22 protein-coding genes are annotated in these 24,613 nt (G+C 41.9%); 15 read left to right on the forward strand and 7 right to left on the reverse strand.

Annotated features, from left to right (window positions below):
• Positions 1-68: 68 nt before the first annotated feature.
• Together MTO98_RS23065 and MTO98_RS23070 are read right to left on the reverse strand one after the other, a co-directional pair.
• On the reverse strand, positions 69-881 hold the full coding sequence (locus MTO98_RS23065; RefSeq protein WP_243481339.1) for an alpha/beta fold hydrolase: 813 nt from the start codon (positions 879-881) through the stop codon (positions 69-71).
• Positions 882-894: 13 nt separating this feature from the next.
• Positions 895-2,211 carry a gluconate:H+ symporter gene (locus MTO98_RS23070; RefSeq protein ID WP_243481340.1) on the reverse strand — a complete coding sequence of 439 codons (1,317 nt, stop codon included), beginning with the start codon at positions 2,209-2,211 and terminating at the stop codon, positions 895-897.
• A gap of 363 nt (positions 2,212-2,574) precedes the next feature.
• Between MTO98_RS23070 and MTO98_RS23075 the strand changes: the two genes are divergently transcribed.
• Positions 2,575-2,931: a response regulator gene (locus MTO98_RS23075; RefSeq protein ID WP_243481341.1), complete on the forward strand. Its 357-nt coding sequence runs from the start codon at positions 2,575-2,577 to the stop codon at positions 2,929-2,931.
• 1,047 nt (positions 2,932-3,978) lie between these two features.
• Positions 3,979-4,344, forward strand: a complete 366-nt coding sequence (locus MTO98_RS23080; RefSeq protein ID WP_243481342.1) for a PleD family two-component system response regulator — start codon at positions 3,979-3,981, stop codon at positions 4,342-4,344.
• Between the two features lie 70 nt (positions 4,345-4,414).
• Here MTO98_RS23080 and MTO98_RS23085 read toward each other — a convergent pair whose 3' ends face one another.
• From MTO98_RS23085 to MTO98_RS23095, 3 genes are all read right to left on the reverse strand, one after another.
• Complete coding sequence (locus MTO98_RS23085; protein ID WP_243481343.1) at positions 4,415-4,786, reverse strand: hypothetical protein; 372 nt, start codon at positions 4,784-4,786, stop codon at positions 4,415-4,417.
• Positions 4,787-4,859: 73 nt separating this feature from the next.
• Entirely contained in the window at positions 4,860-5,366 is a 507-nt protein-coding gene (locus tag MTO98_RS23090; protein ID WP_243481344.1) for a GbsR/MarR family transcriptional regulator, read from the reverse strand.
• A gap of 243 nt (positions 5,367-5,609) precedes the next feature.
• Positions 5,610-6,710: a DUF922 domain-containing protein gene (locus MTO98_RS23095; protein WP_243481345.1), complete on the reverse strand. Its 1,101-nt coding sequence runs from the start codon at positions 6,708-6,710 to the stop codon at positions 5,610-5,612.
• A gap of 271 nt (positions 6,711-6,981) precedes the next feature.
• On the opposite strand from MTO98_RS23095, the gene MTO98_RS23100 reads away from it, so the two are divergent.
• The 9 genes from MTO98_RS23100 to MTO98_RS23140 all read left to right on the forward strand — a co-directional run bounded on the left by MTO98_RS23100 (position 6,982) and on the right by MTO98_RS23140 (position 19,154).
• Positions 6,982-10,074, forward strand: a complete 3,093-nt coding sequence (locus MTO98_RS23100) for a tetratricopeptide repeat protein (protein ID WP_243481346.1) — start codon at positions 6,982-6,984, stop codon at positions 10,072-10,074.
• 29 nt (positions 10,075-10,103) lie between these two features.
• A complete protein-coding gene (locus tag MTO98_RS23105) occupies positions 10,104-11,978 on the forward strand; it encodes a hypothetical protein (protein WP_243481347.1) in 1,875 nt (624 codons plus the stop codon).
• 40 nt (positions 11,979-12,018) lie between these two features.
• Positions 12,019-13,086, forward strand: coding sequence for an SPOR domain-containing protein (locus MTO98_RS23110; RefSeq protein ID WP_243481348.1), 1,068 nt, complete (start codon positions 12,019-12,021; stop codon positions 13,084-13,086).
• Positions 13,083-13,796, forward strand: coding sequence for a MotA/TolQ/ExbB proton channel family protein (locus MTO98_RS23115; protein WP_243481349.1), 714 nt, complete (start codon positions 13,083-13,085; stop codon positions 13,794-13,796). The genes MTO98_RS23110 and MTO98_RS23115 overlap by 4 nt, the downstream gene beginning before the upstream one ends.
• Positions 13,793-14,194: a biopolymer transporter ExbD gene (locus MTO98_RS23120; protein ID WP_091219820.1), complete on the forward strand. Its 402-nt coding sequence runs from the start codon at positions 13,793-13,795 to the stop codon at positions 14,192-14,194. Before MTO98_RS23115 ends, MTO98_RS23120 begins: the two co-directional genes overlap by 4 nt.
• 216 nt (positions 14,195-14,410) lie before the next feature.
• Positions 14,411-15,229 carry an energy transducer TonB gene (locus MTO98_RS23125; protein WP_090523406.1) on the forward strand — a complete coding sequence of 273 codons (819 nt, stop codon included), beginning with the start codon at positions 14,411-14,413 and terminating at the stop codon, positions 15,227-15,229.
• Between the two features lie 147 nt (positions 15,230-15,376).
• Positions 15,377-16,690: a folylpolyglutamate synthase/dihydrofolate synthase family protein gene (locus MTO98_RS23130; protein WP_243481350.1), complete on the forward strand. Its 1,314-nt coding sequence runs from the start codon at positions 15,377-15,379 to the stop codon at positions 16,688-16,690.
• Between the two features lie 190 nt (positions 16,691-16,880).
• A complete protein-coding gene (mgrA, locus tag MTO98_RS23135) occupies positions 16,881-17,873 on the forward strand; it encodes an L-glyceraldehyde 3-phosphate reductase (protein WP_243481351.1) in 993 nt (330 codons plus the stop codon).
• A 303-nt stretch (positions 17,874-18,176) separates the two neighbouring features.
• Positions 18,177-19,154, forward strand: coding sequence for a Gfo/Idh/MocA family protein (locus MTO98_RS23140; RefSeq protein WP_243481352.1), 978 nt, complete (start codon positions 18,177-18,179; stop codon positions 19,152-19,154).
• A gap of 61 nt (positions 19,155-19,215) precedes the next feature.
• Here MTO98_RS23140 and MTO98_RS23145 read toward each other — a convergent pair whose 3' ends face one another.
• Positions 19,216-19,392: a DUF6496 domain-containing protein gene (locus tag MTO98_RS23145; protein WP_167335440.1), complete on the reverse strand. Its 177-nt coding sequence runs from the start codon at positions 19,390-19,392 to the stop codon at positions 19,216-19,218.
• A 204-nt stretch (positions 19,393-19,596) separates the two neighbouring features.
• Between MTO98_RS23145 and MTO98_RS23150 the strand changes: the two genes are divergently transcribed.
• From MTO98_RS23150 to MTO98_RS23165, 4 genes are all read left to right on the forward strand, one after another.
• The gene (locus tag MTO98_RS23150; protein ID WP_243481353.1) at positions 19,597-20,691 is read left to right on the forward strand and encodes an AI-2E family transporter; all 1,095 of its coding nucleotides are present in this window, start codon (positions 19,597-19,599) and stop codon (positions 20,689-20,691) included.
• Between the two features lie 363 nt (positions 20,692-21,054).
• Entirely contained in the window at positions 21,055-22,017 is a 963-nt protein-coding gene (locus tag MTO98_RS23155; RefSeq protein WP_243481354.1) for an MBL fold metallo-hydrolase, read from the forward strand.
• An 18-nt stretch (positions 22,018-22,035) separates the two neighbouring features.
• Entirely contained in the window at positions 22,036-22,920 is an 885-nt protein-coding gene (locus MTO98_RS23160) for an esterase family protein (protein WP_243481355.1), read from the forward strand.
• Between the two features lie 62 nt (positions 22,921-22,982).
• Positions 22,983-23,870, forward strand: coding sequence for an esterase family protein (locus MTO98_RS23165; RefSeq protein ID WP_243481356.1), 888 nt, complete (start codon positions 22,983-22,985; stop codon positions 23,868-23,870).
• 152 nt (positions 23,871-24,022) lie between these two features.
• Here MTO98_RS23165 and MTO98_RS23170 read toward each other — a convergent pair whose 3' ends face one another.
• The gene (locus tag MTO98_RS23170) at positions 24,023-24,592 is read right to left on the reverse strand and encodes a hypothetical protein (protein ID WP_243481357.1); all 570 of its coding nucleotides are present in this window, start codon (positions 24,590-24,592) and stop codon (positions 24,023-24,025) included.
• Positions 24,593-24,613: the final 21 nt, after the last annotated feature.

Here is a 24,613-nt window from a genome sequence, read left to right on the forward strand (position 1 = left end):
TGCAAATAGCAGGCCGTTATTGAAAATAGCTGCTCAAAAATTTAACAAAAGGGCATTAACAGGTTATGTTATTTCAGGAAATCCAAAACTGCCGTTGAAAATTCAGGGGTGCGACTGGCGCTGTTATGATCGCCTGGAACGTGAACAAGTTTCGAACCGGGAATGAGTTTATTGAGGGCAACCTCATCACCATTATCATGGTCTTCGGTACCGTCGATGAGCAGCACAGGGATTTTCACTTTGGCCAATTCCTGTTTACTGGTAGATGGTTGCCACTTTTGCTGATAGGCCAAAGCAACTTCATCAAAGGGGTTACTATGAATATATTTGATCATACCGTCAACATCATGGAAGCTGGTATCGCCCATTAAAGCTTTATAGGCATGGATCCGCCTCGGCCATTCGGGATTAGTATATGCATCGCCCATACCGCCCATTACAGCCTTTTTAACCCGCTTATCCAGCACAAATACCCGCGATGTAATGATCGAACCGCGCGAGTATCCCACAATAGCATATTGTCTTAATGCAAGGCTGGTAGCTAATCCCATAATATCCTTTGCTTCGGCATCCTTAGCATAACCGGCATCAGTATGGGGTTTATCTGATCGCCCGTTACCCCGTTGATCCAATATAACCACCTTGTAGCCGGCTGTCAACAGATCGTTGTAAAGCTGTCCTTTTTTCCAGCCTTCGCCGGTACCCGAAAAACCATGCACCAGTATTACCGGGTAGCCATCGCCCTTTACCTCGTAATAGATCTTAACACCGTCAAACGATTTATAATAGCTGCCCGAAACCGCGGCTGGCTGAGCCCAAACACAATTACCTGTAATCAGCATTAAAATAAACAAGCTTAAACTTACCGGCAACTTCTTCATAACGGGCATAGTTTTATTTAACAAACAGGTTAATAACTGATACCCCAATAAGCCCGATAACAGAAACTAGGGTTTCCATTAATGACCATGATTTGATAGTATCCTTAATGCTTAAATTAAAATACTCTTTATACAGCCAAAAACCCGAGTCATTTACGTGCGAAAATGCCAGGCTACCTGCCCCGATAGACAGCACCATTAAATTGGGGTTGATATGATTTTGCAAAACCAGCGGCGCAACAATACCGGCTGCAGTTAAGCCTGCTACCGTTGCCGAGCCTAAACTGATACGGATAATTGCAGCAATCACCCAGCCTAGCAGCAATGGAGGTAAATTAAACGCCTGTAACTGTGATGCTATCTGGCTGCTTACACCACTTGCTGTCAAAACTTCTTTAAAAGCTCCCGACCCTGCTATGATCAATAATATCAGTGCTACGTCCTTCACCGCATCGGTAAAGCTGCCTGCAAGCTGCCCCATGCTTATACCTTGTTTTATACCTAAGGTATAAGTGGCAACTAAAAGAGCAATCAGCATTACAATTGATGGATCGCCAAGAAATGTTATGACTTTTGACAGGCCGGGGTCCTGTATGTTCAAATACGGAAAAAATGCGGTAAGCATTAGTAGTATAACAGGTAATAAAGCGGTGAAAAAACTATTGAAACCTCCGGGCAGCTTTTCAACAGGCAACTCTTCGGCCCGGAACGTAGCAAGCGGCTCTGACGGGATTTTTTTCAAAAACTGTGCAAATACCGGTCCCGCCAATATAATTGCCGGAATTGCGATCACAAGCCCGTAAATAAAAGTTGTGGCCATATTAGCGTGAAACAGGGCCACTAAAGCCGAAGGCGATGGATGCGGGGGTAAAAAACCATGTGTTACTGATAACGAAGCCAGCATGGGTAAGCCTATATAAACGGCGGGCAGCTTGTATTTATAAACAACAGAAAATATAAGAGGCACCATAAGCACAAAGCCAATACCGTAAAACAGCGGAATACCTATAATAAAACCAGCTACAACCAGCGCCCATTGGATATACTTTTCGCCCACAGCAGCAACAAGTACTCCCGCTATTTTTTGCGCGGCCCCGCTTACGGCAACAAGCTTGCCCAACATAGCACCCAGGCAAATAATGATAAGTAACTGGCCCAAAATATCGCCCATGCCTTTTTGCACAGCGGCAGTTACCTTATTAATAGGTATGCCAAGCAATAAACCTGCTGTTATCGAAACAATCAGAAACGCAACAAATGGATTTACCTTTACCAGGCTCACCAATAAAACCAGTAATACGATACAAAAAAGGATAATTAACAGTACCATTAAATTATATGTTTATGTATGGCCAGTGTATGTACCCGGAGTGTAGCACATTCGCTGTTGCCAACTAAAGTAATAACAAAATCTGAGTTTAAAATTTTTAATGGAAATTGCTTAATAAAAGCGATATTTAAGACAGCACGCTATCTTTTTACCCTATACTCTTAATAACAGACTATTTGTGTAAATAATGTACAACTTGTTGCTATTATATTGTTATTTGATTAATTTTATAAAAAATAGTTTTAATTTTGCGTTAAAGTTTTATCCGATTAAGATTAAACCCAAACCACTGACTACAGGTTACTGTAATTTAGCAAGCATACTTTAATACCTTTTCGGCATTTTATTTCTTTAATTTTTTTTATGGTTAAGCGTATTTTAGTATTGGATGACAATCAAGACATACTTGACATTGTTCATGAAACCCTCACTTACGAACAATTTGAAGTTAAGAGTACCTCAATAAGTACTGATGTGCTTCCGTTGATTGAAAGTTTCGAGCCAGATTTGGTTATCCTTGATTATCGTGTTGCCGGCACAAACGGCGGCGAGATTTGCCGTAACATTAAGGTTCATCCCCGGTTTGGCAACACACCGGTAATTATCTTTTCGGCTTATGTAAGCAACGATAGCGAACTGATCAGTTACGGCTGCGATGCTATAATTAATAAACCCTTTGATTTAGCCGAACTTGTTGAAAAGGTAAATAACCTGCTTTAAAAGCCACTCCCCTTTTTTCAAAATCATCCCCTTTGCATGAGCTATTAAGCCTTTGTTAAACTTCCTTTCCCAACAGTGCGGGAGTTTAATTATTAAAAAAATAAAAAAAACGCTTAAAAGCCCCCTGTCTTATAAATCCGAAGCCTTTATAAGGCGTTAAATGAATAATTATCAATAATTCATCGGCATGATTAAAATATTGGCAATTAAATTAACTTTGCTTTATAGTTGATACAAAAAATAATTAAATACAATAACCCCTGATTGTATTATGGTATTATCGATAAGCGAACAAGAAAAAACGGAAGTAAAAAAAGCTCCGCTATGCCCCAGGTGCAAATCCGAACTTGACAGCCGCGTGCCAAGGGGTTTCTTTGTAAAAAAGCTTTTGTTTTTTCTCCCCATCAAAAGATATATGTGCTATAGATGCCAGCGCAAGCGGTATGTATTGCGATAATTAATTTAATTAATTTCTTAAAAGTAAATTAACAACTACTTAAAGATATTTTTCCTCTTTTTCTTCTTTATCAATAACATAGATATCGTACTTTGGCTTCCTCTTATTTTTAAATTTGTGGAAGAAAACGAAGCAAAGCCAAGAAAAAAGTATTACTGTTCAAAATGTGGGGCTCCTTATCATTTCCAGATGAGAAGAAGTTGGTTTTTGAAAAACGTCCTGTTTTTCTTACCCGTAAGGAAATATTTTTGCGCCAAGTGTAAAAAATCAGCTCTTGTAATTATAAAATAAACCTAAGCGCCATAATTCTTTTGGGGTTAGCATATGCTGTTATGCGGGGTATTTTGGCAGATGCCTTGTCAATTCTATGATGCAATATAGCACCCCGCCCTTTTTTGCATACAATTGTATCCACTTTAAAACGTTGCGGGATGTATCAGATCATATAACTTCCTGCGTAAAACTGTGCAAATTATTAATCAGGGCTTAACAGAATACTTGGTACAGAAATTGCTTATAATTAATCTGATATTGAATATTGTATATCGCAATTTTATTGTTTTTGCTGATACATTTTTTACAGATTATATATGCGACGGATATTAGCGGTAGATGACGACAAGGATATTTTAGAGATCATAAAATATATACTGGAAGACTCAGGTTATGAGGTTGACACCTTAGCTGAAGGCAAAAGTTTGTTCGACCGTATCAAACAACATGAACCCGACTTAATTTTGCTTGACATTATGCTCGGCAATTTAGATGGGCGCGAGCTTTGCAAGACTCTTAAAAATCAGCAGTCAACCAAAAACATACCTGTAATATTAATTTCGGCCAGTCACAATCCGGGCATACTTACCCAAGCGGGGTCGCCCGACGATTTTATAGCCAAACCCTTTGATATTGATGTATTGCTGAATAGCATAAACAGGCAATTGAAAAGCGCTGCCTGATATGCAGCAACAAAAAAACGGGGCAAACAGATACCTGCTCACCCCACCAAATCAAAACAAAAACTAAAAGTTAAACATTTATATTAAATGCCTTTTCCCGTTTAGCGCGGTTACGCAGCTTAAAGAAAATGACAAGGTTTAGGAAATGCATGCCACCTAATATTAAAATTATCCATCCCACTTTATAACTCAGTACCTCAACAACTACCTGCATATTGGCAATAGAGCCATACTCCTTAAGCGCCAGGCTCATATAGCCTATATTTACCAGGTAAAAGCCTACTACCAGCAACTTGTTTACAGAATCGGCCAGTTCATTGTTGCCGTGAAAAATATCCACTAAAAAAATCCGTCCGTTTTTAAACAGCACTTTAGCAACCCAAACTGTTAAAGCAATACTTACTAATAGGTAAATGATGTAGGTTAAGATAAAGTAATTCATGATGTTGAATATTTAATTATTATTAATTATTTAGAATTTTCAGTAAAAATTGAAATTTTGTTTCAAAAAAATATTATTTGAACACTTTTAGTATCGAGCCAAAAAACCAGTTCTCTTCGGCCTTAAGCATGGTATCGAGCGTTTTGTTTACGTTATTAGCTAACTTGTTGATATCAGTAACCGTGGTTTTAAATGTTTTATAAGCCGGATCTTTTGCATCACCTTCAACTGCACCCAACTGGTCAAGTATTTTAATAATAGGCGTTAGTTCACGCTTTTTACGTTCTTCGGCTACACGGCGGGCAATAGTCCACACATCTTTTTCGGCATAAAAAAACTCCTTACGCTCACCTGTTTTGTGTTGCTTTTCAATCAGTCCCCAGTCAATCAGATCGCGCAAGGTCATGTTGGCGTTACCGCGTGAGATGCTTAGCTCAGCCATTACCTCTTCGGTAGTTAAAGCCTCAGGCGAGATCATCAGCAAAGCATGTACCTGGGCCATGGTGCGGTTTATCCCCCACTCCGATCCCAGCTTACCCCAGGCCTCAATGAACTTTAACTTTGCCTCTGCCAATTCCATGCACAAATATAAACAAGTTTTTAAACTTTCAAAAAAAAATGAAAATTTAGATTAGAGATTAGAGATTAGAGATTAGAGATTAGAGATTAGAGATTAGAGATTAGAGATTAGAGATTAGAGATTAGAGATTAGAGATTAGAGATTGAACGGGCTCGCAAACGCAGGGTTTCAAAATATTATCAACAAAAAGATCAATTCTTTGCCTATGGCCTTACCTAATCTCCAACCTCTAATCTCTTAAAATTAATCTCTCAACAAAAGCCCATCTATCTTCCTATTCCACTCCTGCTGATAGTATTGGTTCATACCGTGGTTGGTTTCATTGTCATACTGCTCCTGCAACTGGTTCATTTCGCGGTACGAGTCCAGGTATTGTACATTAATATAGCCATCATAATTATCAGCAGGCAGTTTCATGGCCGTAAGTGCCTCCTTAAAATGCCTGACTACTATAGCTACAATATCAAAATGCCGCTGCTCATGGTTAAGCGCATAACTGTTACGGCCTTCCGGTTTTACCCAAGCTGCACTTTTTGGCAAAAACACCCTCATACTTATCTTCACAATAACTACCGACTTCACCACTTCCACTTGTTCGGTATAACCAAAACCGGGCAGTACTTCTGCAATATATTTTCCGCCATGGGCCTTTTCCTGAAAATCGTTCCAGCTTAAAGGCCGCTTTGCCGAGTAGTAAATGGTATCGCCTTCCGGTTGTTCCGAATAGTCACTAAAAATCAGCCTTACTCCTTTAGCAAGCTTAATATTGGTATCTGCTTCGCGGTTTATCCATTTATTAAAAAAATCAAGACCAGCCATAAGCGCACGGCTTATCAGCACACCTGTATCATATTGCTGAGTTGTGCTGCGGTAATATGTTGTAGCGGCCGGGTAATCCATCAAATGAACGTTGCCATCGTCCTTTTTCAATTCAAACCATAACTGTATTTCAAGTCGGCCTTCCACCCGGCCATCGGTCATAGCCGTTTCAATAAGCTTTAGTTTCTTTATGCGGATACCTATCGGTCGTAGCGTATTATTAACGGGTATTGCATAATCAGCAAATTGCTTTAATGCAACCGCAACTCCACCTTGCAAATCAGCTTTATATTTCGCGGCGGGTAAGTTACCGGGGGATGGCAATAACAAAGCTATAGCGCTTCGGTCGGGGCGCTGATCAACAACACCCGCAATGTAAAACTCATGAGGCTTTTCATTTAACTGCCTGTTTGTTAAAACAATTTCGGCATTTGTTTTTTGTGCTTTAGAATTTAACGGACAAAACACAAGCATGTACAAAATAACCGGCAACCACAGTCCCGCCCTGTTAAAAAAAACACTCATAGCTGATAAAAATAAAAGACGGGGAACATGGCTCCCAGGATATAATAGCGCTCAAAATACAAATAAATTGTACCATTGTACGCTTAATCATTACCTTTGAACACTCTTCGCCGCTGCCCCGGCAATACTCAACAATTTTAAAGTTTTCCACACGGATATAATCTTAAGTATTACCTTCGTTAAAAGAAGTGTTATCCACAATTGTTAATTTCTAATGTGAAAAGCCTCTTTTTGGTTTAGCTATTTTCGCACTATCGTTAGTATGCGCTTTATGATCAAAACAAGATACATCACCCTGCTCATTCCCGTATTTTTAGTTTCAACAGCACGAGCCCAGCAAAACCCTTCCACCCAAATCTACCGCACCTATCATGCTGCGCTTGATCTGATGGACAAAGGGAAATTTTCTTCGGCTGCCGAACAATTTCGTTTGGTTGAGGCTTACAGAATTAAAACCAGTACCCAGCCACAGTTTGAAACCGAGCTATCGCTCACTAAAGAAAACTGCCAGTATTACGAAGCCTTTTGCGCCCTTAATCTGGGCAATGACGATGCCGAAAGCATGTTTCTCCGCTTTATTAAAGAGCATCCCGAAAACCCGCTTACAAAACAGGCATTTTTTCAGATAGGTAAATCATATTTTAAACAAGGAAAATATGAAGATGCTATCCGCTGGTTTAACAAAGTTGAAGCTGGCGAGCTCAATGGCCACGACAATACCGAGTATAAATTCCGTAAAGGTTATGCATACTTTGAGTTAAAGGATTATAAAAACGCCCAGTTGCTTTTTGGCGAAGTAAAAAATAAGCGCACCGAGTTTACCGAGGATGCTACTTACTACTTTGCCTACATTGCTTACCTGAACAAGGATTATCACCTTGCCCTGGTAAACTTTGAAAAGCTTAAAAACTCTAAAAAATACGAAAACAGCTATCCTTATTATATTTCGGCTGTTTACTTTTTAGATAAACGTTATGACGATGTAATCAATTATGCTGTACCTATTGTAAACAAAACCCACCAGCAAAACGAAACAGAAATGCTGCGCATTATAGCCGCATCATACTTTGCCAAGGCCGATTACGACAATGCAGTTAAATACTATGGTCGCTTTGAAGACCGCGATCAGGGCCGTACCCAAAACACGCAGGACAGCTACCAGATGGGTTATACCTATTTTAAAGTAGGCAACTACGCCAAGGCTGCCAGCGAACTGGAAAAACTGGTTGAACAGCATGACGTTTACAGCCAAAGCGGTAACTATACCCTGGGCGATGTGTTCCTGAAAATGAACAATAAACAAAGTGCCCGTAACGCCTTCCTTAATGCATCAAAGCTTGATTATGATAAGCAACTGCAGGAAGACGCCCTTTATGAGTACGCCAAACTATCATACGAGCTCGACTTTAACCTGCAGGCATTAGGTGCCACAAGGTTATACCTGGCTACCTACCCGCGTTCAAAACGTATTGACGAGGTTAAGGTATTATTGGGCGAAGAGTTACTTAACTCACGCAGCTACAAAGAAGCCGTTGAGATCCTAGAACCAATCCCCAATAAAAACCAAAGTGCCCGTTTGGCTTATCAAAAGGTTACCTACTACCGCGGTTTGGAGTTTTATAACGAACGTGCTTTTGAAAACGCAATAGGTATTTTCCTGCGTTCGTTAAAGGACCCGGTTGATAGCAAAACTGAAGCATTAACTACCTACTGGATGGCTGAAGCGATGTTCGAGGTTCGTAAATATGGCGAATCTGTAGAGAATTTCGAGAAATTTTTGAGCATGCCTGAGGCTAAAGAAACTGATGTATCCAATTATGCAAACTACGCTTTAGCGTACGCGGCCTTTGGCGATGAGCAGTACAAAAAAGCCGCTAATTACTTCGAGAAGTTTTTACAGGGCGATGTAAAAGACGTAAACACGCAAAATGATGCCATCACCCGCCTGGCAGATAGCTATTTCGTGATGAAAAGCTATGGTAATGCTATGACGTATTACAACCGTATCATAGCCATGCACAACCAGGGCGAAGATTATGCACTGTTTCAGCGTGGTATGATCCAGGGGTTACAGGGCTCGTTAGATACCAAGATCAGTACCCTTAATGATGTGCTGAATAAATTCCCAAATTCTGATTATGCCGATGATGCATCGTTCGAGATAGCTTATACCTACTTCCTGAAAACGGATGGAGACAAAGCTAAAACCGATCTGCAGGCAATGATCCAGAAATATCCTAACAGCAGCTATGTGCCACGCGCTCTGGTTACCATTGGTTTGATCGACTACAACGCCGGTAACGATGACGTGGCTGTTGAATCATTTAAAAAGGTGGTGCAGGATTATTCCTCAACCGATGAGGCTAAACAATCTTTAAAACAAATTGAAAAGATCTATACTGATAAAGGTGACGCCCAAACATTTATCAACTATGCTGGTACTACCCCTATCGGTAACTATACCACCTCCGATCAGGAAAGCATCATGATCAATGCCGCCAACAACCTTTATCTTAAAGGCGACTGGCAGGGCACTGTAAGCGCCGTTAATGCTTATTTTGATAAATTCCCGGGCAAGCAGATCTACGAAAAACAAGCTCGCTTTATTCGTGCACAGGGGCTTGCAGCTTTAGGCCGTACAGACGAGGCTGTTGTTGATTACAACGTGATCCTGAATGACTGGACCAGCGCCTACAGTGAAAAAGCACTGATCAGCATGGCTAAACTATACATGCAGCAAAAGAAATATAACGAAGCTGTTGTGTTCCTGAAACGTTTGGAAACCAATGCCGAATACAAAGCAGATTATACCTTCGCCATTACCAACCTGATGTACTGCTACTCAGAAATGTTAATGACCGACGATGCTATCAAGTATGCCGAACTGGTTAAAACCAATGATAAAACATCGCAGGAAGATAAATTTAAAACCGGTCTTTATGAAGGTAAAGCTTACCTGGCAACAGGTGATACCGCAATTGCAATAAAACAGTTCACCTATACTGCAACAAACACTAAAACCGTTGCAGCTGCCGAAGCCCGTTATAACCTTGCCCTTATTGAATATGAAAAAGGCCGTTATAAAACAGCGCAAAAAATGTGTTTTGATCTGGCTAAGGAAATGCCAAACTATGATTACTGGGTAGCCAAAACATACATTTTGTTATCAGATACTTACGTGGGCTTAAAAGATTCATTCCAGGCTAAAGCCACCCTGCAAAGTATTATTGATAACTATAAAGCCGATGACGACATATTACCTACTGCTAAAGAAAAGCTGGATAAACTGAGCGGCCGCAAAACCAAGGCCCCTGCTGCAAGTACTAAAGAAACTGCCCAGCCAGATACAACCAATAAACAGTAACAAAGAGTAATATAAAAAAAAGACAAGCAATGAACTCAAGATACACATATACGCTGCTTACCTTATTAATAGCATTATACTTTGTTCCTGCCCAGGCACAAACAAAGAAACCCGCGAAGAAAGCAACCGTAAAAACAGCAACAAAAAAACCTGCCGCTAAACCGGCGACTAAAAAAGCAGCGCCAAAACCGGCGACTAAAAAAGCTGCCGATAGCAAAGGTTTAGGCGACGCTGCTGCAAAAGCCGCAACAGATACAACTAAAAAAGGCGGCGGTAACAATCCTAACGCTGCTGCCAATGGCGGTAGCTTATCAGAAGAAATTGTAGTAACCACAGCTTATAAACCGGTACTGGCCGATGCGGTAAAGATTCGTCGTAACCCCGACCTGGAAGATAAAGTGCCTTTTAAAGCACCATTGACTTACGCGCCGCTGGATAAACGCCAGGAACAAAACTCAGAGATCAGGCAGCTTGACCCTATGAAAAGGCCCGCCGAGCAGGATTCTGTTTTAACCAACAATTATGCTAAACTTGGTTTCGGTAACCTGAAAAGTATCTACGGCGAAGGTTATTTTGCAAACGGACGCGATGAGGCTTTACAGTTTGGCGGCTTTATTAAACACTTATCGCAGTCAGGTTCGCTGCAAAAACAAACACAAAGCCGCGATGATCTGGGTGTATTTGGCAAAAGCATCATTGGTGACAATAACGTATCGGGCCGTATAAATTATAACCGCTTAGGCACCTATTTTTATGGTTACAATCAGGACGCTCCCGACAATACCTTTGTACCGACTAAACAGCATTTCAATACAATAAGCGGCGAGGTTGAATTAGCCAAAAACTATAAAGATGTTGAAAACGATTTTACCTATGCTTTAAAATTAAAAGGCTATGCTTTCAGCAACGCTTACCAGGCACGTGAAAATAACGTGGTTATCTCAGGTTTTTTAAACCAAACCGTTAAGCAGTTTTATGCGGGTTTAAGCGCATCGTTAGATCTGGCCAGCCAGAAAGACAGCCTTTACAGCCTTGGCAACAATATTGCAAGGATTAACCCATACATTAAATTTCAGGGCGATAACTATAAGATTGATGCAGGCGTTAACATCGTTAAAGAATTTGGCGATTTTGGCAAGTTTTACATTTTCCCGGCTGCTAAATTGGAGGTACAGGTAATCCCTAAATATGTGCGCCTGTTTGTTGAGGCCAAAGGCGATGTTAACCGTTCTTCATTGCATGATTTTGCCATGGTCAACCCTTTCCTTGGTCAAAACATCAACATTAAAAACTCGGTTGATCAGTTAGATATTAGTGCAGGCTTAAAAGGCACACTTGCTCCCGGTTTAAGCTTCAAAGCTTCCGTGTATCGCAACAGTATTAAAAACATGCCTTTAATGGTAAGCAATTTCTTGGCCGAGGGTAATAAATTCGCCGTTATTTATGATGATGGCAAAGCCCGCGTAAACGGGTTTAATGGCGAGCTGGATTTCAAAGCAACTGACGACTTTAACATTTTTGGCCGCGTTGAAATAAAAGATTACCAGCTGGCATCAGAAAAAGAACCATGGAACCTGCCTAAATTTTTATTAACTGCCGGTACTGCTATACACATTGATAGCAAACTAACAGTTACCGGTTCGTTGCTTATCCGCGGTTCAACAGCCGATAGGTTATTGGTGATTGATCCTACAAGCCCATCAAGCGGCCCACCGGTTTACAACCAGGTTAAACAACCAATAAAAGGCTTTGGCGATCTGAGCGGTAGCGTAGAATATAAGATCAACAAAAAGTTTTCGGTATTTGCGCAGGCTAATAATATCCTGAGCAGTTCGTACCAAAATTGGCTATACTACCCTAACTACGGATTTAATATATTTGGCGGCGTAGGTTACGCATTTTAAGCGCTATTTGATGTTTTAAAATTAACTGTATTTTTGCCGGATGGATATAGCCAATTATTTAAGCGAACTACTTGGCCGGTACACTGAAGTAAGTGTACCCGGCTTGGGCTGCTTTTCGCGCTTGCGCGTTAATGGCTATTACGATGATGCACAGGCAACTTTTTACCCGCCCGCACATAAACTGCATTTTGATCAGCAGCAAAAAAACGATGAGATCTTAACTCAGTATATTGCCGAAAAGAAAAAGATCTCGCTGGCATCATCCAAATATTTCACCGAAAAATACATAAACAGCCTTAAGCAGGAACTGGCACTGCATGAAGTATCTTTTGCCCAGTTAGGCTGGTTTTATATGCAGGAAGGCCAAATTGCTTTCAGGCCGCAGGAGCAGGTGCCTGGCAGTGACCCTTTGTTTTTTGGCCTTACTCCGGCTGCGCTTAACAAAGTGAACTATGTACCTCCTCCCCCGCCGCCACCTCCGCTGCCCACGGCTATACCGTTACAGCAAACTTATACTCCGCCTCCTGTAGCAACAATTCCGGCTAATAATAGCACCGAATACGTTGCTGATGAGCCGGAAGCCAAACGCGGCGCAAGCACCTGGATCATTATCGCACTGGTAATAGTTGCTATTGCGGCTGCAGTATTTGGCGTGTATAAGTATAACCCTGCATTATTGCACCTTAACGACAAGGAAACTACAGATGAACCAAAGGTAGAAAAGCCGAAAGCAGTGCCTGTAGCCGAGCCTGATAGTACCAAAAAGGATTCTACCCCAACCGTTGCGGATACTGCTAAGGCAATTTCCCAGCCGGTTGCCGCGTTAAATAAAACCGTAGTTAATGAAGATACCATCTCAAAAACACATTACGAGCTTTTGGGAGGCGCATTCAAAACGGAGAAAGAGGCAAACAGAACTATTGCCAATTATCAAAAAATGGGCCTGTCGGCTCATATTTTACAAAATGTACCGGGCAGATTGATCAAAGTTACCCTGGGTTCATTTTATGACCGCGATGAGGCTGTAGCAGCCAAACAAAAAATAGTTGGTACAGGAAAACTTACTTCAGATAAAATAACAATACAACCATACAACCCTAAAAAATGACGCTTTTATTAATACAGCAACTTACAGATACCGCCAAACACCTGGCAGACACCGCAAACCACGCCGTAACAACCGCAGCCCTGCCAGCCGAAGACCTTCGCTTTGGCGACCTGCTGATAAAAGGTGGCTGGGTAATGATCCCGATAGGTATTTTAGCTGTACTTGGGCTGGTAATATTTTTTGAGCGTTACTTTACCATCCGTAAAGCATCCCGTAACGAATCAAACCTGATGGTGCAGGTACGTGCCAGTATTCATTCAGGCAATCTGGAATCGGCCATTGCTATTTGCCGTAACAACAATACCCCGCTTGGCCGGATGCTTCAAAAAGGCCTGCTGCGTATTGGCCGGCCGATAAAAGATATTGAAGGCGCTATCGAAAACGTTGGCAAGCTTGAGGTATCCAAACTGGAAAAAAACATTGGCATCTTAGGTATCGTAGCTGGTATCGCGCCGATGTTCGGTTTCCTTGGTACAATTGCCGGTGTAATCAAGATCTTTTATGATATCTCAAAAACAGATAACATCAGCATGGGTGTAATTTCGGGCGGTTTGTACGTAAAAATGGTAACGTCGGCTGCGGGTTTATTTGTTGGTATCGTAGCTTATGTATGCTACCACGTTTTAAATATGATGGTTGATAAAGTGATCCTGAAACTGGAAACCGATGCCATTGAATTTATTGACCTGTTAGAGGAACCAAGCAAATGAATTTAAGAAAACGACACAGGGGCGCATCGGCAGAAGTACATACATCGGCAATGAACGATATTATGTTCTTCCTGTTGCTGTTTTTCCTCATAGCTTCAACAGTTACTAACCCTAACGTTATCAAGCTGGTATTGCCTAAATCATCAACCGGGCAATCAGTATCTAAAAAGACGATTACGGTATCAGTAACTAAAGATCTGAAATACTACGTTGATAAAAAAGAGATCCCGGTAGATGCCCTGCAAACCACACTTGCAGGCTATAAAAACCTGGCTACTGAGCTTACCATAGTTTTATATGTTGATAAAACTGTAGCCATACAGGATGTGGTACAGGTAATGGATGTAGCTCAGAAATTGAATATTAAACTGGTTTTAGCAACGGAACCAAAGGGATAACAGTGGCAGTTGCAGTTTAAGGTTTGCAGCAACTTATTGCAGTAATTTACTGTATTGGTTTAAACAAACTGCCACTTTTTTATAAAAGTAGGCAGTTGGCAGTTTTGAGTAGGCAGTTAATACTTAATGCTAAACTTAATAACTTTGCCAGCTGCAATAATATAAAATAACTGCAACTGCTTACCACAAATTAAGCAAACTGCAAACTGAACAAAAATGGAGTACAGGGAAGAAAATAACTATCCGAAAGCATTTATAGCAACAGGCATTATCATGGCTGTGCTGATAGCGGCATGTTATTTTATTGTGTTTAAAAATCCGCCGGTTGAAGAAAACGGAACAGGCGGTATCCTTGTGAACTATGGTACGGTTGATGAAGGTATGGGCGATGATTACATGAGTACGGAAGAACCTTCTGTAGCCGAAAAAGCCAACCATACCAAACCCGATAAAGTTACCGAATCAAAACCTACCGAAGAAAAGCCAACACCCGAAAGCAGCGAAAAAACGGTAGTGACACAAAATAATGAAGATGCGCCTGAAGTGGCTGCACCTACCAAAAAACCAAGTCAGAACGTGGCTCCTACCCCTCCGGTGAAAACGCCGCCTGCAAAGCCTACAGTTAATCAAAACGCACTGTACAAAGGCAAAGCATCAACCGGTACCGGCGAGGGTGATGGTACAGGCAAAACTCCGGGCAACCAGGGTAAAACTACAGGTACTACACTTACCAATAACTATAATGGTACAGGATCAGGCAATGGCGGCAGCCTGAATATGGCACAGCGTAACTTTGTAAGCCGTCCGTCTGTAAGTGATGATAACCGGCAAAGCGGCAAAATTGTGGTTGATATCAGGGTTGATAAGGACGGGAATGTAACTTACGCCCGTGCCGGAGCCCGCGGTACTACCATATCAGATGCAGGTCTGCTTCAAAAATGCGAAGACGCCGTAAAAAACTCCAAACTCAACCCGCTTGATAATGCCCCCGATCAGCAGCAGGGTACTGTTGTTTTTGTATTTAAAGTAAATTGATTTCTGCGAAAGCAGATGGATTATAGTTCATGGTTCATAGCCAGGCTATTGCATATTATTACAATTACCCGTAATTTTTAAAGTGCAACAGTATTACTTTTGCCTCGTAAAGTAGTGGTTCAAACCATGAACCATGAACTATCAGCCATGAACTACAACGAAACCATCCAATACCTATATACGCAGCTCCCCATGTTTACGCGTGACGGAGCTTCGGCATTTAAGAAAGACCTTACCAATACGCTTGAACTTTGCAGGCGGCTGGATAACCCTCAGCATAAATTTAAAAGTGTACACACAGGCGGTACCAATGGCAAAGGTTCAACTTCGCATATGTTAGCCGCCATTTTGCAAACTGCAGGCTACAAAACCGGGCTTTATACCTCTCCACATTTAAAAGATTTCCGTGAGCGGATCCGCATTAACGGTCAAATGATCAGCGAGCAAACAGTTATTGATTTTGTTGAAGATCATAAAACAGACTTTGAAGAGATAGCCCCTTCTTTTTTTGAGATGACCGTTGCACTTGCCTTTGATGTTTTTGCAAAGGAAAAAGTAGATATAGCCATCATTGAAGTAGGGCTTGGCGGCAGACTGGATTCAACTAATGTGATTACCCCTCTCCTGTCTGTAATTACCAACATAGGTTGGGACCACATGAATATGCTGGGTAATACTTTGCCACTTATAGCAGGTGAAAAAGCAGGAATTATAAAGCCCGGTGTTCCGGTTATTATCGGAGAAAAACAGGATGAAGTAGCCAAAGTTTTTATTGACAAAGCCAGTGAAACTCACAGCAAGATCTGGTTTGCATCAGAAGAATGGATTGTAGAAAAGGTTAAAGGCGAAAGGCAAAAGGTAAAAGGTGGTGCTGATGAGCTGTTGGAGATCCATATCCAAAATAAAGGCTTTGAATTTAAAACTTACGACTTAGCACTCGACCTCCCCGGCACTTATCAGCTTAAAAATGTAAAAACGGTTTTATCTGCCGTTGATGAACTACAGAAACAAGATTTTATAATTTCTGATGATCATATCCAAACGGCCCTGAAACAGGTGAAAATCCTTACCGGTTTACATGGCCGTTGGGAAACATTAAGCCATGATCCCCTTACCATTTGTGATACAGGGCATAACCCGGATGGTATTGAGGAAGTAATGAAAAATATTGCCGCTGTTAAATACAACCACCTGCATATGGTGATTGGTATGGTAAACGATAAGGACACCGGAAAGGTACTACCAATGTTTCCGAAAGACGCTACCTATTACTTCTGCAAGCCTGATATTCCCCGCGGACTGGATGCCGAAATCATGAAAACCCAGGCCGAAGCTCATGGTTTAATTTGCGAAGCTTTCCCATCGGTAAAAGAAGCCTTGCTATCGGCACAAAAAAATGCGGGCAGTAATGATCTTGTTTTTGTTGGAGGAAGCACCTTTGTGGTAGCAGAGGTGGTATGATTTTTTAAAGGCGTCATTGCGAGGTACGAAGCAATCGCGAACTATACAGAGCAGCTCTGCTTATAGGGGATTGCTTCGTACCTCGCAATGAAGCAGTGAGATATAAATCCCCCCCAATTAAACTGTCAAAAACGCCTTTATTAATCTGCCTAAAATTCTATTTTTACTCCTCCAATCCTTACCTTAAAATATGACATACATCGCATCTGCCAACAGGTATCAAACTATGCAGTACCGCCGCTGTGGTAACAGCGGCATCAAGCTTCCGGCTATTTCACTGGGCCTCTGGCACAATTTCGGCCACGTTGATGTTGCCGATAATTACCGCAAAATATTACATCTCGCATTTGATAGCGGCATCACCCATTTTGATCTCGCTAATAACTACGGTCCGCCTCCGGGCTCGGCTGAAGAAAACTTTGGCAAGATCCTGAAAGAAGATTTTCGCGATTACCGTGACGAGCTTATCATATCAAGCAAAGCGGGTTACACCATGTGGCCAGGCCCTTATGGCGATTGGGGATCAAAAAAATACCTGGTAGCCAGTCTTGATCAAAGCCTTAAACGTATGGGCTTGGATTACGTCGACATCTTTTATCATCACCGTCCGGATCCCAACACGCCGCTTGAAGAAACCATGGCTGCGTTAGATCTGATCGTTCGCCAGGGAAAAGCGTTGTATGTTGGTATTTCCAACTACCCTGCCGAACTCGCTTCAAAGGCTATTAAAATACTTAAGGACCTTGGTACACCATGTCTTATTCATCAACCCAAATACTCTATGTTTGAACGCTGGGTTGAAGGTGGCCTCATGAATGTTTTAGGTAATGAAGGTGTTGGCTGTATCCCCTTTTCGCCATTGGCACAAGGCTTACTGACAGACAAATATCTTCACGGAATTCCGGAAGATTCAAGAGCGGCGCGGCCAACAGGCTTCCTTCAAAAAAGTCATATCACTGATGAACGCCTGAGCCAGATCAGGGACCTGAACAGCCTTGCTGTACAACGGGGGCAGTCGCTGGCCCAAATGGCGCTGGCCTGGATCCTGAAAGATGAGCGCGTAACATCAGTATTGATAGGTGCGAGCAGGCCGGAACAATTGTCTGATTCATTAAGAGCATTGGATAACCTTCAATTTTCGACAGAGGACTTAGCAAAGATAGAAGAGATTTTAGCCCCCTAATCCGCTAAAGGGGAACTAATCAAAGGAAATCAGTTTCAAATGTGACACCTAACGGAGCCAATATCAGCGCCAACATGCCGACAAACACAACACTCCTGCGTAGTTTAAAGAAATAGATAATACACTCCGTAGGAGTATCGTGTTTATAGGAAACAAAATGGAAATTTTAAGGCTCCGTTAGGTGCCCCGTATTTACGATTGATTTTAAAAGGCGATTTCTCTGGGAGAACTATCCCGAAGTACTTTATAAGTATAAAAAAATAACTATTTTCAAATCCCAATCAAGGGAATTTAGAAAGCAATATGAGCACAATAAATTGGGGCATTATAGGCTGCGGCAATGTAACCGAAAAAAAGAGCGGGCCGGCATTCAAAAAAGTAGCAGGAAGTAAACTTGTGGCCGTGATGCGCCGCGATGCAGAAAAAGCAGCCGATTACGCTGCGCGGCATGGCGTGGGCAAATGGTACAGTGATGCCGGTGAATTGTTGAACGATCCGGAGTTGAATGCTGTTTATATAGCTACACCGCCTGCCTCACACCTTGATTACGCTATTGCTGCCTTAAACAAGGGTTTAAATGTTTACGTTGAAAAACCGGTAACGCGTAATTCGGCCGAAGCAAAAGCCATGGCGGCAGCTGTAAAGGAAAGCAGCTCAAAACTTACAGTTGCTCATTATCGCCGGGCTTTACCTATGTTTTTAAAGGTTAAGGAGCTGATAGATACACAACTGGTAGGCGAAATCCGTACCGTACAGATCAGGATGTGGCAAAGCCGCAAACCGGGTTTGGTAGCCGATGTGGAAACCAACTGGCGTGTACAACCTGAGCTGTCAGGCGGTGGCTACTTTCATGATCTTGCCCCGCATCAGCTCGATTTGATGCTATATTACTTTGGCGAGCCTGAAATGTATCATGGTTTTTCGCTAAATCAATCAAACTCAACACCTGCTGATGACCACGTTTGCGGGCAGATCCTGTTTAAAAATAAAGTGGTGGTAAACGGCTCCTGGTGTTTCAACGTAGCCGAAAGTGAAACTACCGATAGCTGCGAGATCATTGGTACAAAAGGAAAAATCACTTTCCCATTTTTCGGCAATTATATCAATTGGAAAACCGAAACAGGCGAAGATACCATAACCATTACCCATCCTGAACATATCCAGCAACCGTTTATCACTAAAATAGTAGCCTACTTTAAGGGCGAAGGGCCAAACCCCTGCTCCATTGACGAGGCTGTAACGCTAATGGATATCATCGATGCGTTTACATTAAAAAAATAAAATAATGAACCTGCCTAAACATGATGAGCAAATCACCTTGTTTCGGCAGGATATTTCTTTATCAACTTTTCTTTTTAGGCACTTTAGCGCCTGCTTTCCGTGCTTCGGAGAGCCCTATTGCTATCGCCTGCTTTTTGCTGGTTACCTTTTTACCGCTGCCGCTTTTCAGCTTGCCTTCCTTCATTTCGTGCATGGTTTTCTCAACCTTTTCTCCGGCCTTTTCTGAATACTTTGCCATGGCTTTAATTTTAAAGTAAATGATAATATTACAATGCAAAATATTTGCCAAAATAAAGGACTAACTTATTTGTCAATTAGCATGCAATCAACATTTTCAACGTTTGATACTTTTTGACAGGTCTGTTTCCAATTATTTCTTATCTTCAAAACATCTGGAATAATTGCGTGTTAAGCCATCATAAATACCCCTACATTTACCTATATGCCAACAAAAAAACTCTTAGCTCCATTTTACGAACGTCTTGCTTTAGTACTTATCGGTTTTATGGCCCTGGGCTACCTGGTTATTATGGGAAAGGACCTGCTCGATCCTATGATCTTTGGTTTCATATTCGCCATATTACTGCTTCCTGTTTGTAATTTCCTGGAAAGTAAAATAAAACTGCCACGCAGCATGGCATCGCTGGTTTCAATACTATTATTGGTCGGCGTAATTGCCGGAATCTTATACCTTGTTGGCTCGCAGATCTCAAACATGGCTAATGACTGGCCTATGCTCCAAAAACAGGTAAAGCAATCAATACAAGACCTGCAGGAATGGATCCAGCATGCTTTTCATGTGAATGCAGCCAAACAGATGGCCTACGTTGATGATACTGCTAAAAAGTTAATGGAATCAGGCACTGATGTGCTGGGCACCACTTTCGGCGCAATTTCGTCATTAATGCTGTTTTATGTTTTCATCCTGATCTTCACTTTTTTTATCCTTTTATACAGGCGTTTGCTTATCCGTTTTATAGTATGGGTTTTCAGGGATGAAAATGAGCACGTGGTAATGGACATTGTTGAAAACATTCAAAGCATTTTACGACAGTACATATTAGGCCTGTTATTGGAGATGGTAATAGTTGCCGGTGTAGCCATTACCGTTTTTTGGATGATAGGTATCAAATATGCGGCATTACTGGGTATCATTGTGGGGCTTTTTAATATCATCCCTTATATCGGTATTTTCACTGCTTTGCTATTGAGCACGGTGATAACGTTTGCTACAGGAAGCCTTAGTAACACCATAACGGTGGCCATAAGCGTTATTGGCATCCATGCGGTTGATGCCAACTTTTTACTGCCTACTATAGTTGGTTCAAAGGTAAGGCTTAACGCACTCATCTCTTTTATAGGTATCATTTTGGGCGAAATGATCTGGGGGCTTTCGGGAATGTTCCTTTCTATTCCTGTAATTGCCATATTCAAGATCATATTTGACCGCATTGAAACGCTTAAACCATGGGGATACCTGCTGGGCGGCGACTATGAGTATAAAAAATCAGCAGCCAAGGCTATGAAAACCGAATAAATTTCAAAAAGGGGTTAACCAAAATCTGTAAACTTTCGTTTAAATAAACTAACCTTTTAATTTTACGGAAACTATTGATGCCCCTGACAATGGAAATTGTAAGAGATACCCCACATGCTATTTATAAATGTAAAAAGTGCAACGAACCGTTAAAAAACAGGCGTAAGCGCGGCTTTTTATTAAAAACAACTTTATTTTGGCTTCCCATCCGCAAGTTTTTTTGCGAACGCTGTCTTAAAACACGTTACGTTATGTAACCGGTACCATGACTGTTCATAAAAACAACGGCAATTTTACTTTGATTATTTAGGCATATCCTTAATTTAGTAGCGTAGCACCTTAAAAAAGCTAAACTACCTAAGGATGGATTTTAAGCGTAAATTACTGTCGTTTCTATATATTTTCCTTTTCCCTGTAATAGTATTGGCACAAACCACTTCCGGTTCAGCTTTCAGGCTGGTACCTTTAGGTGTATTTGGAGGCATTGATGAAAGTAACTTATCGGCCTATATGCTTGCTCCAGCAGGCAGCAATAATTATATATGCCTCGATGCCGGCACATTGCATTTCGGCATTGAAAAAGCGGTGGCCCGCAAAAGTTTTACTGTACCTGCAAGTGTAGTGCTAAGGCAATATATTAAAGGGTATTTCATTTCCCATTCACATCTTGACCATATTGCAGGGCTTATCATTAACTCGCCCGAGGATAGCACCAAAAACATCTATGCACTTAACGACTGCATTGAAACCATAAAAACCCATTATTTTACCTGGAAAAGCTGGGCCAACTTTGCCGATCAGGGCGAAACACCAGCCCTCAAAAAATACAGGTACAAAGTATTGGAACCCGGTACCGAAATTCCTGTAGAAAATACGGAACTTAAAGTGCAGGCTTTTCCACTTAGTCACTCTAATTTAACAAGTACTGCTTTTTTGGTGAGCAGTAAGGATAGTTATCTCCTGTACCTCGGAGATACCGGACCCGACGAAATAGAAAAAAGCAGCAATATGCAAAACCTGTGGCAGGCCGTTGCCCCACTTGTAAAAAGCAAAAAATTAAAAGCAATTTTAATTGAGGTGTCTTTCCCTAATGAGCAGCCGGATAAAACCCTGTTTGGGCACCTCACACCAAAATGGTTAATGACCGAAATGGACAAGCTTGCCTCTCTTACAGGCACTGATGCAGTTAAAGGCTTAAACATTGTGGTTACGCATCTTAAACCACCTGCTGCCAGCATCAGCAAAATCAAAGTTGAGCTAAAGGAAGCCAATAAATTACAATTAAACCTGATATATCCACAACAAGGTAAAGCGCTTAATTTTTAAACCTGAAATATCGCACTTATGAAAATACTTAAACCCGTTTTTTTGCTCATGCTGATGATAAGCAGCTTCAATTTGTTTGCACAGCAGGGCAAGGTGCTTGAAGAGCAATATGTAAAAAGCAAAATTTTAAAGCGCAATGTAAACTATGCCATTTACCTTCCCCCCGATTATGAAACAGCCAACCGCACTTACCCTGTAGTTTATCTGCTGCATGGCTATACCGATGACCATACCGGCTGGCTGCAATTTGGTGAGGTTAACCGTTACGCCGACAAGGCCATTGCCGATGGTACAATTCCGCCGATGATCATCGTAATGCCTAATGCCGATTCAAGCTGGTATATCAACTCGTACGATGGCAAAGAAAAATATGAAGACTTCTTTTTCAAAGAGTTTATGCCGCATATTGAAAAGGCTTTCCGCATTAAGGCCGAAAAAAAATACCGTGGGGTAGCCGGTCTTTCAATGGGAGGCTACGGAACATTGGTGTACACGCTTAAACACCCCGACCTGTTTGCTGCAGGCGCTGCCTTAAGTGCTGCAGTATTCCCCGACGATCAGCTTGCCAGTACTCCTGATGATACTTATGAAAAGATATTTGGGCAGCTTTACGGCCGGGGATTAAAGGGAAAAGACAGGCTGAATAATGCCTGGCTAAGCAACTCGGTTTTAAACATGGTACAAACCAAAACTACCGACGAATTAAAAGCCGTAAGATATTGGATTGATTGTGGTGACGATGATTTTTTGAGCAAAGGCAATTGCCTCCTGCACATTGCCCTTACCGAAAAAAATGTGCCGCATGAATTTCGCGTGCGCGATGGTGCCCACACCTGGACTTATTGGCGAACCGGCATCACCAATGCCCTGCAATTTATTGGTGATAGTTTCAGGCAGAAGTAGTAAATGTGCAGATTTCAGATGTGCAGATATGCAAATGGTAATTCGATTGAAGAAACAATAATATGAGTACTATAAAAAGGATTTTGCTGGGGTGTTTACTACTGATATCTGTAAATACGTTTGCGCAAACTAACGGAAAGGTAGTTGAAGAACAATACGCAAAAAGTGATATTTTAAACCATAACGTAAAATACACGATATATCTGCCCGCCGATTATGAAACATCAAACCGCACTTACCCGGTGGTGTACCTGCTGCATGGTTACGGTGATGACCACACCGGCTGGCTGCAATTTGGTGAGATCAACCGTTATGCTGATAAAGCTATTGCCGATGGTACCATCCCCCCTATGATCATTGTTATGCCCGATGCCGGTACAAGCTGGTACATCAACGCTTACAATGGAAAACAAAGCTATGAAGATTTCTTTTTTAGAGAATTTATACCATTTATTGAAAAGGAATACCGCATAAAAGGTACTAAACAATACCGCGGTGTGGCCGGTCTGTCTATGGGTGGGTTCGGGACGCTGGAGTACAGTATTAAACACCCGGATATGTTTTCGGCTGCGGCAGCTTTAAGCGCCGCAGTGCGCAGCGACGAAGACTTTATGGCCGTGACAGACGACCGCTGGAAAGAGGCTTACAGTAAAGTATTCGGCCCGGACCTTAAAGGCAAGGAACGCCTTAATGCAACCTGGCAGGCCAACTCTATATTGGGACTTGTACAAAGCAAAACAGCCGACGAGCTTAAAGGCGTCAGGTATTGGATAGATTGCGGCGATGACGATGCACTGAGTAAAGGCAACAGCCTGCTGCACATCGCTTTAACAGAAAAGAGGGTACCGCATGAGTTCCGCATCCGTGATGGTGCCCACACCTGGACCTACTGGCGTACCGGCATCACTGATGCCCTGGCATTTATTGGAGATAGTTTTAGGCAGAAGTAGAAGCAGAATAGCCAACTCACCTAATTGCAGCAACGTGGCAATCGCGCGGAAGCATATTCGCCCTGTATAGCATGTGATTGCAATGTCGCCCCAAGCCACTATCTCTGCAGGCTCCTCAGCAATGACATAATTTATACTAATCACCTTTTACGCTAATCACTCAAAATATCCTCACACTTCACTTTCAAAGCTTTTAAACGCTTATCCAGCCCGTTTAATCCGGTATCATCCCCTATATTTTTATAAAGTGTTTTGATCAGTACAAGGGTGTTATCGTCCGCGTCGCAGGCCTGGGCTTTCTCCAGCTGGGGCAAAGCCATCTTCGCAGCCTTAATATATTCAGCGTTTGTTGACGGATTATTCAAAGCCTTATCGGCATCCGGGAAGTTTTTGAGATACAGATACCCCAAAGCCCGATGAGCTACATAATAATCAGGTTCGGCAGCAACAACGCGCTCGTATAAAGGTATTGCATTTACACTTTGATTATCGTCTTCATAAAGCTTGGCCAGCGAGTTGAAAAAATTGATTTTCACTTTGGCGGCTAACTTAGCAGTATCCTGCATGATCTGCCGGGACAGGTCCATCGCCTTATCCTGTTCGCCTTGTAAGCGTGCCAGGTTAAAATCGAGATATTTATTGTAAGTATCATCGGCCGTTTGGGCGTATGCCGATGTTACGGTTATCAATAAAATTATGGATACCAGTATTTTCCTGAACATGATTGCGGGCCCGATTTTAGT

It is taken from the genome of Mucilaginibacter sp. SMC90, from assembly GCF_022811725.1.
GTDB lineage: Bacteria > Bacteroidota > Bacteroidia > Sphingobacteriales > Sphingobacteriaceae > Mucilaginibacter.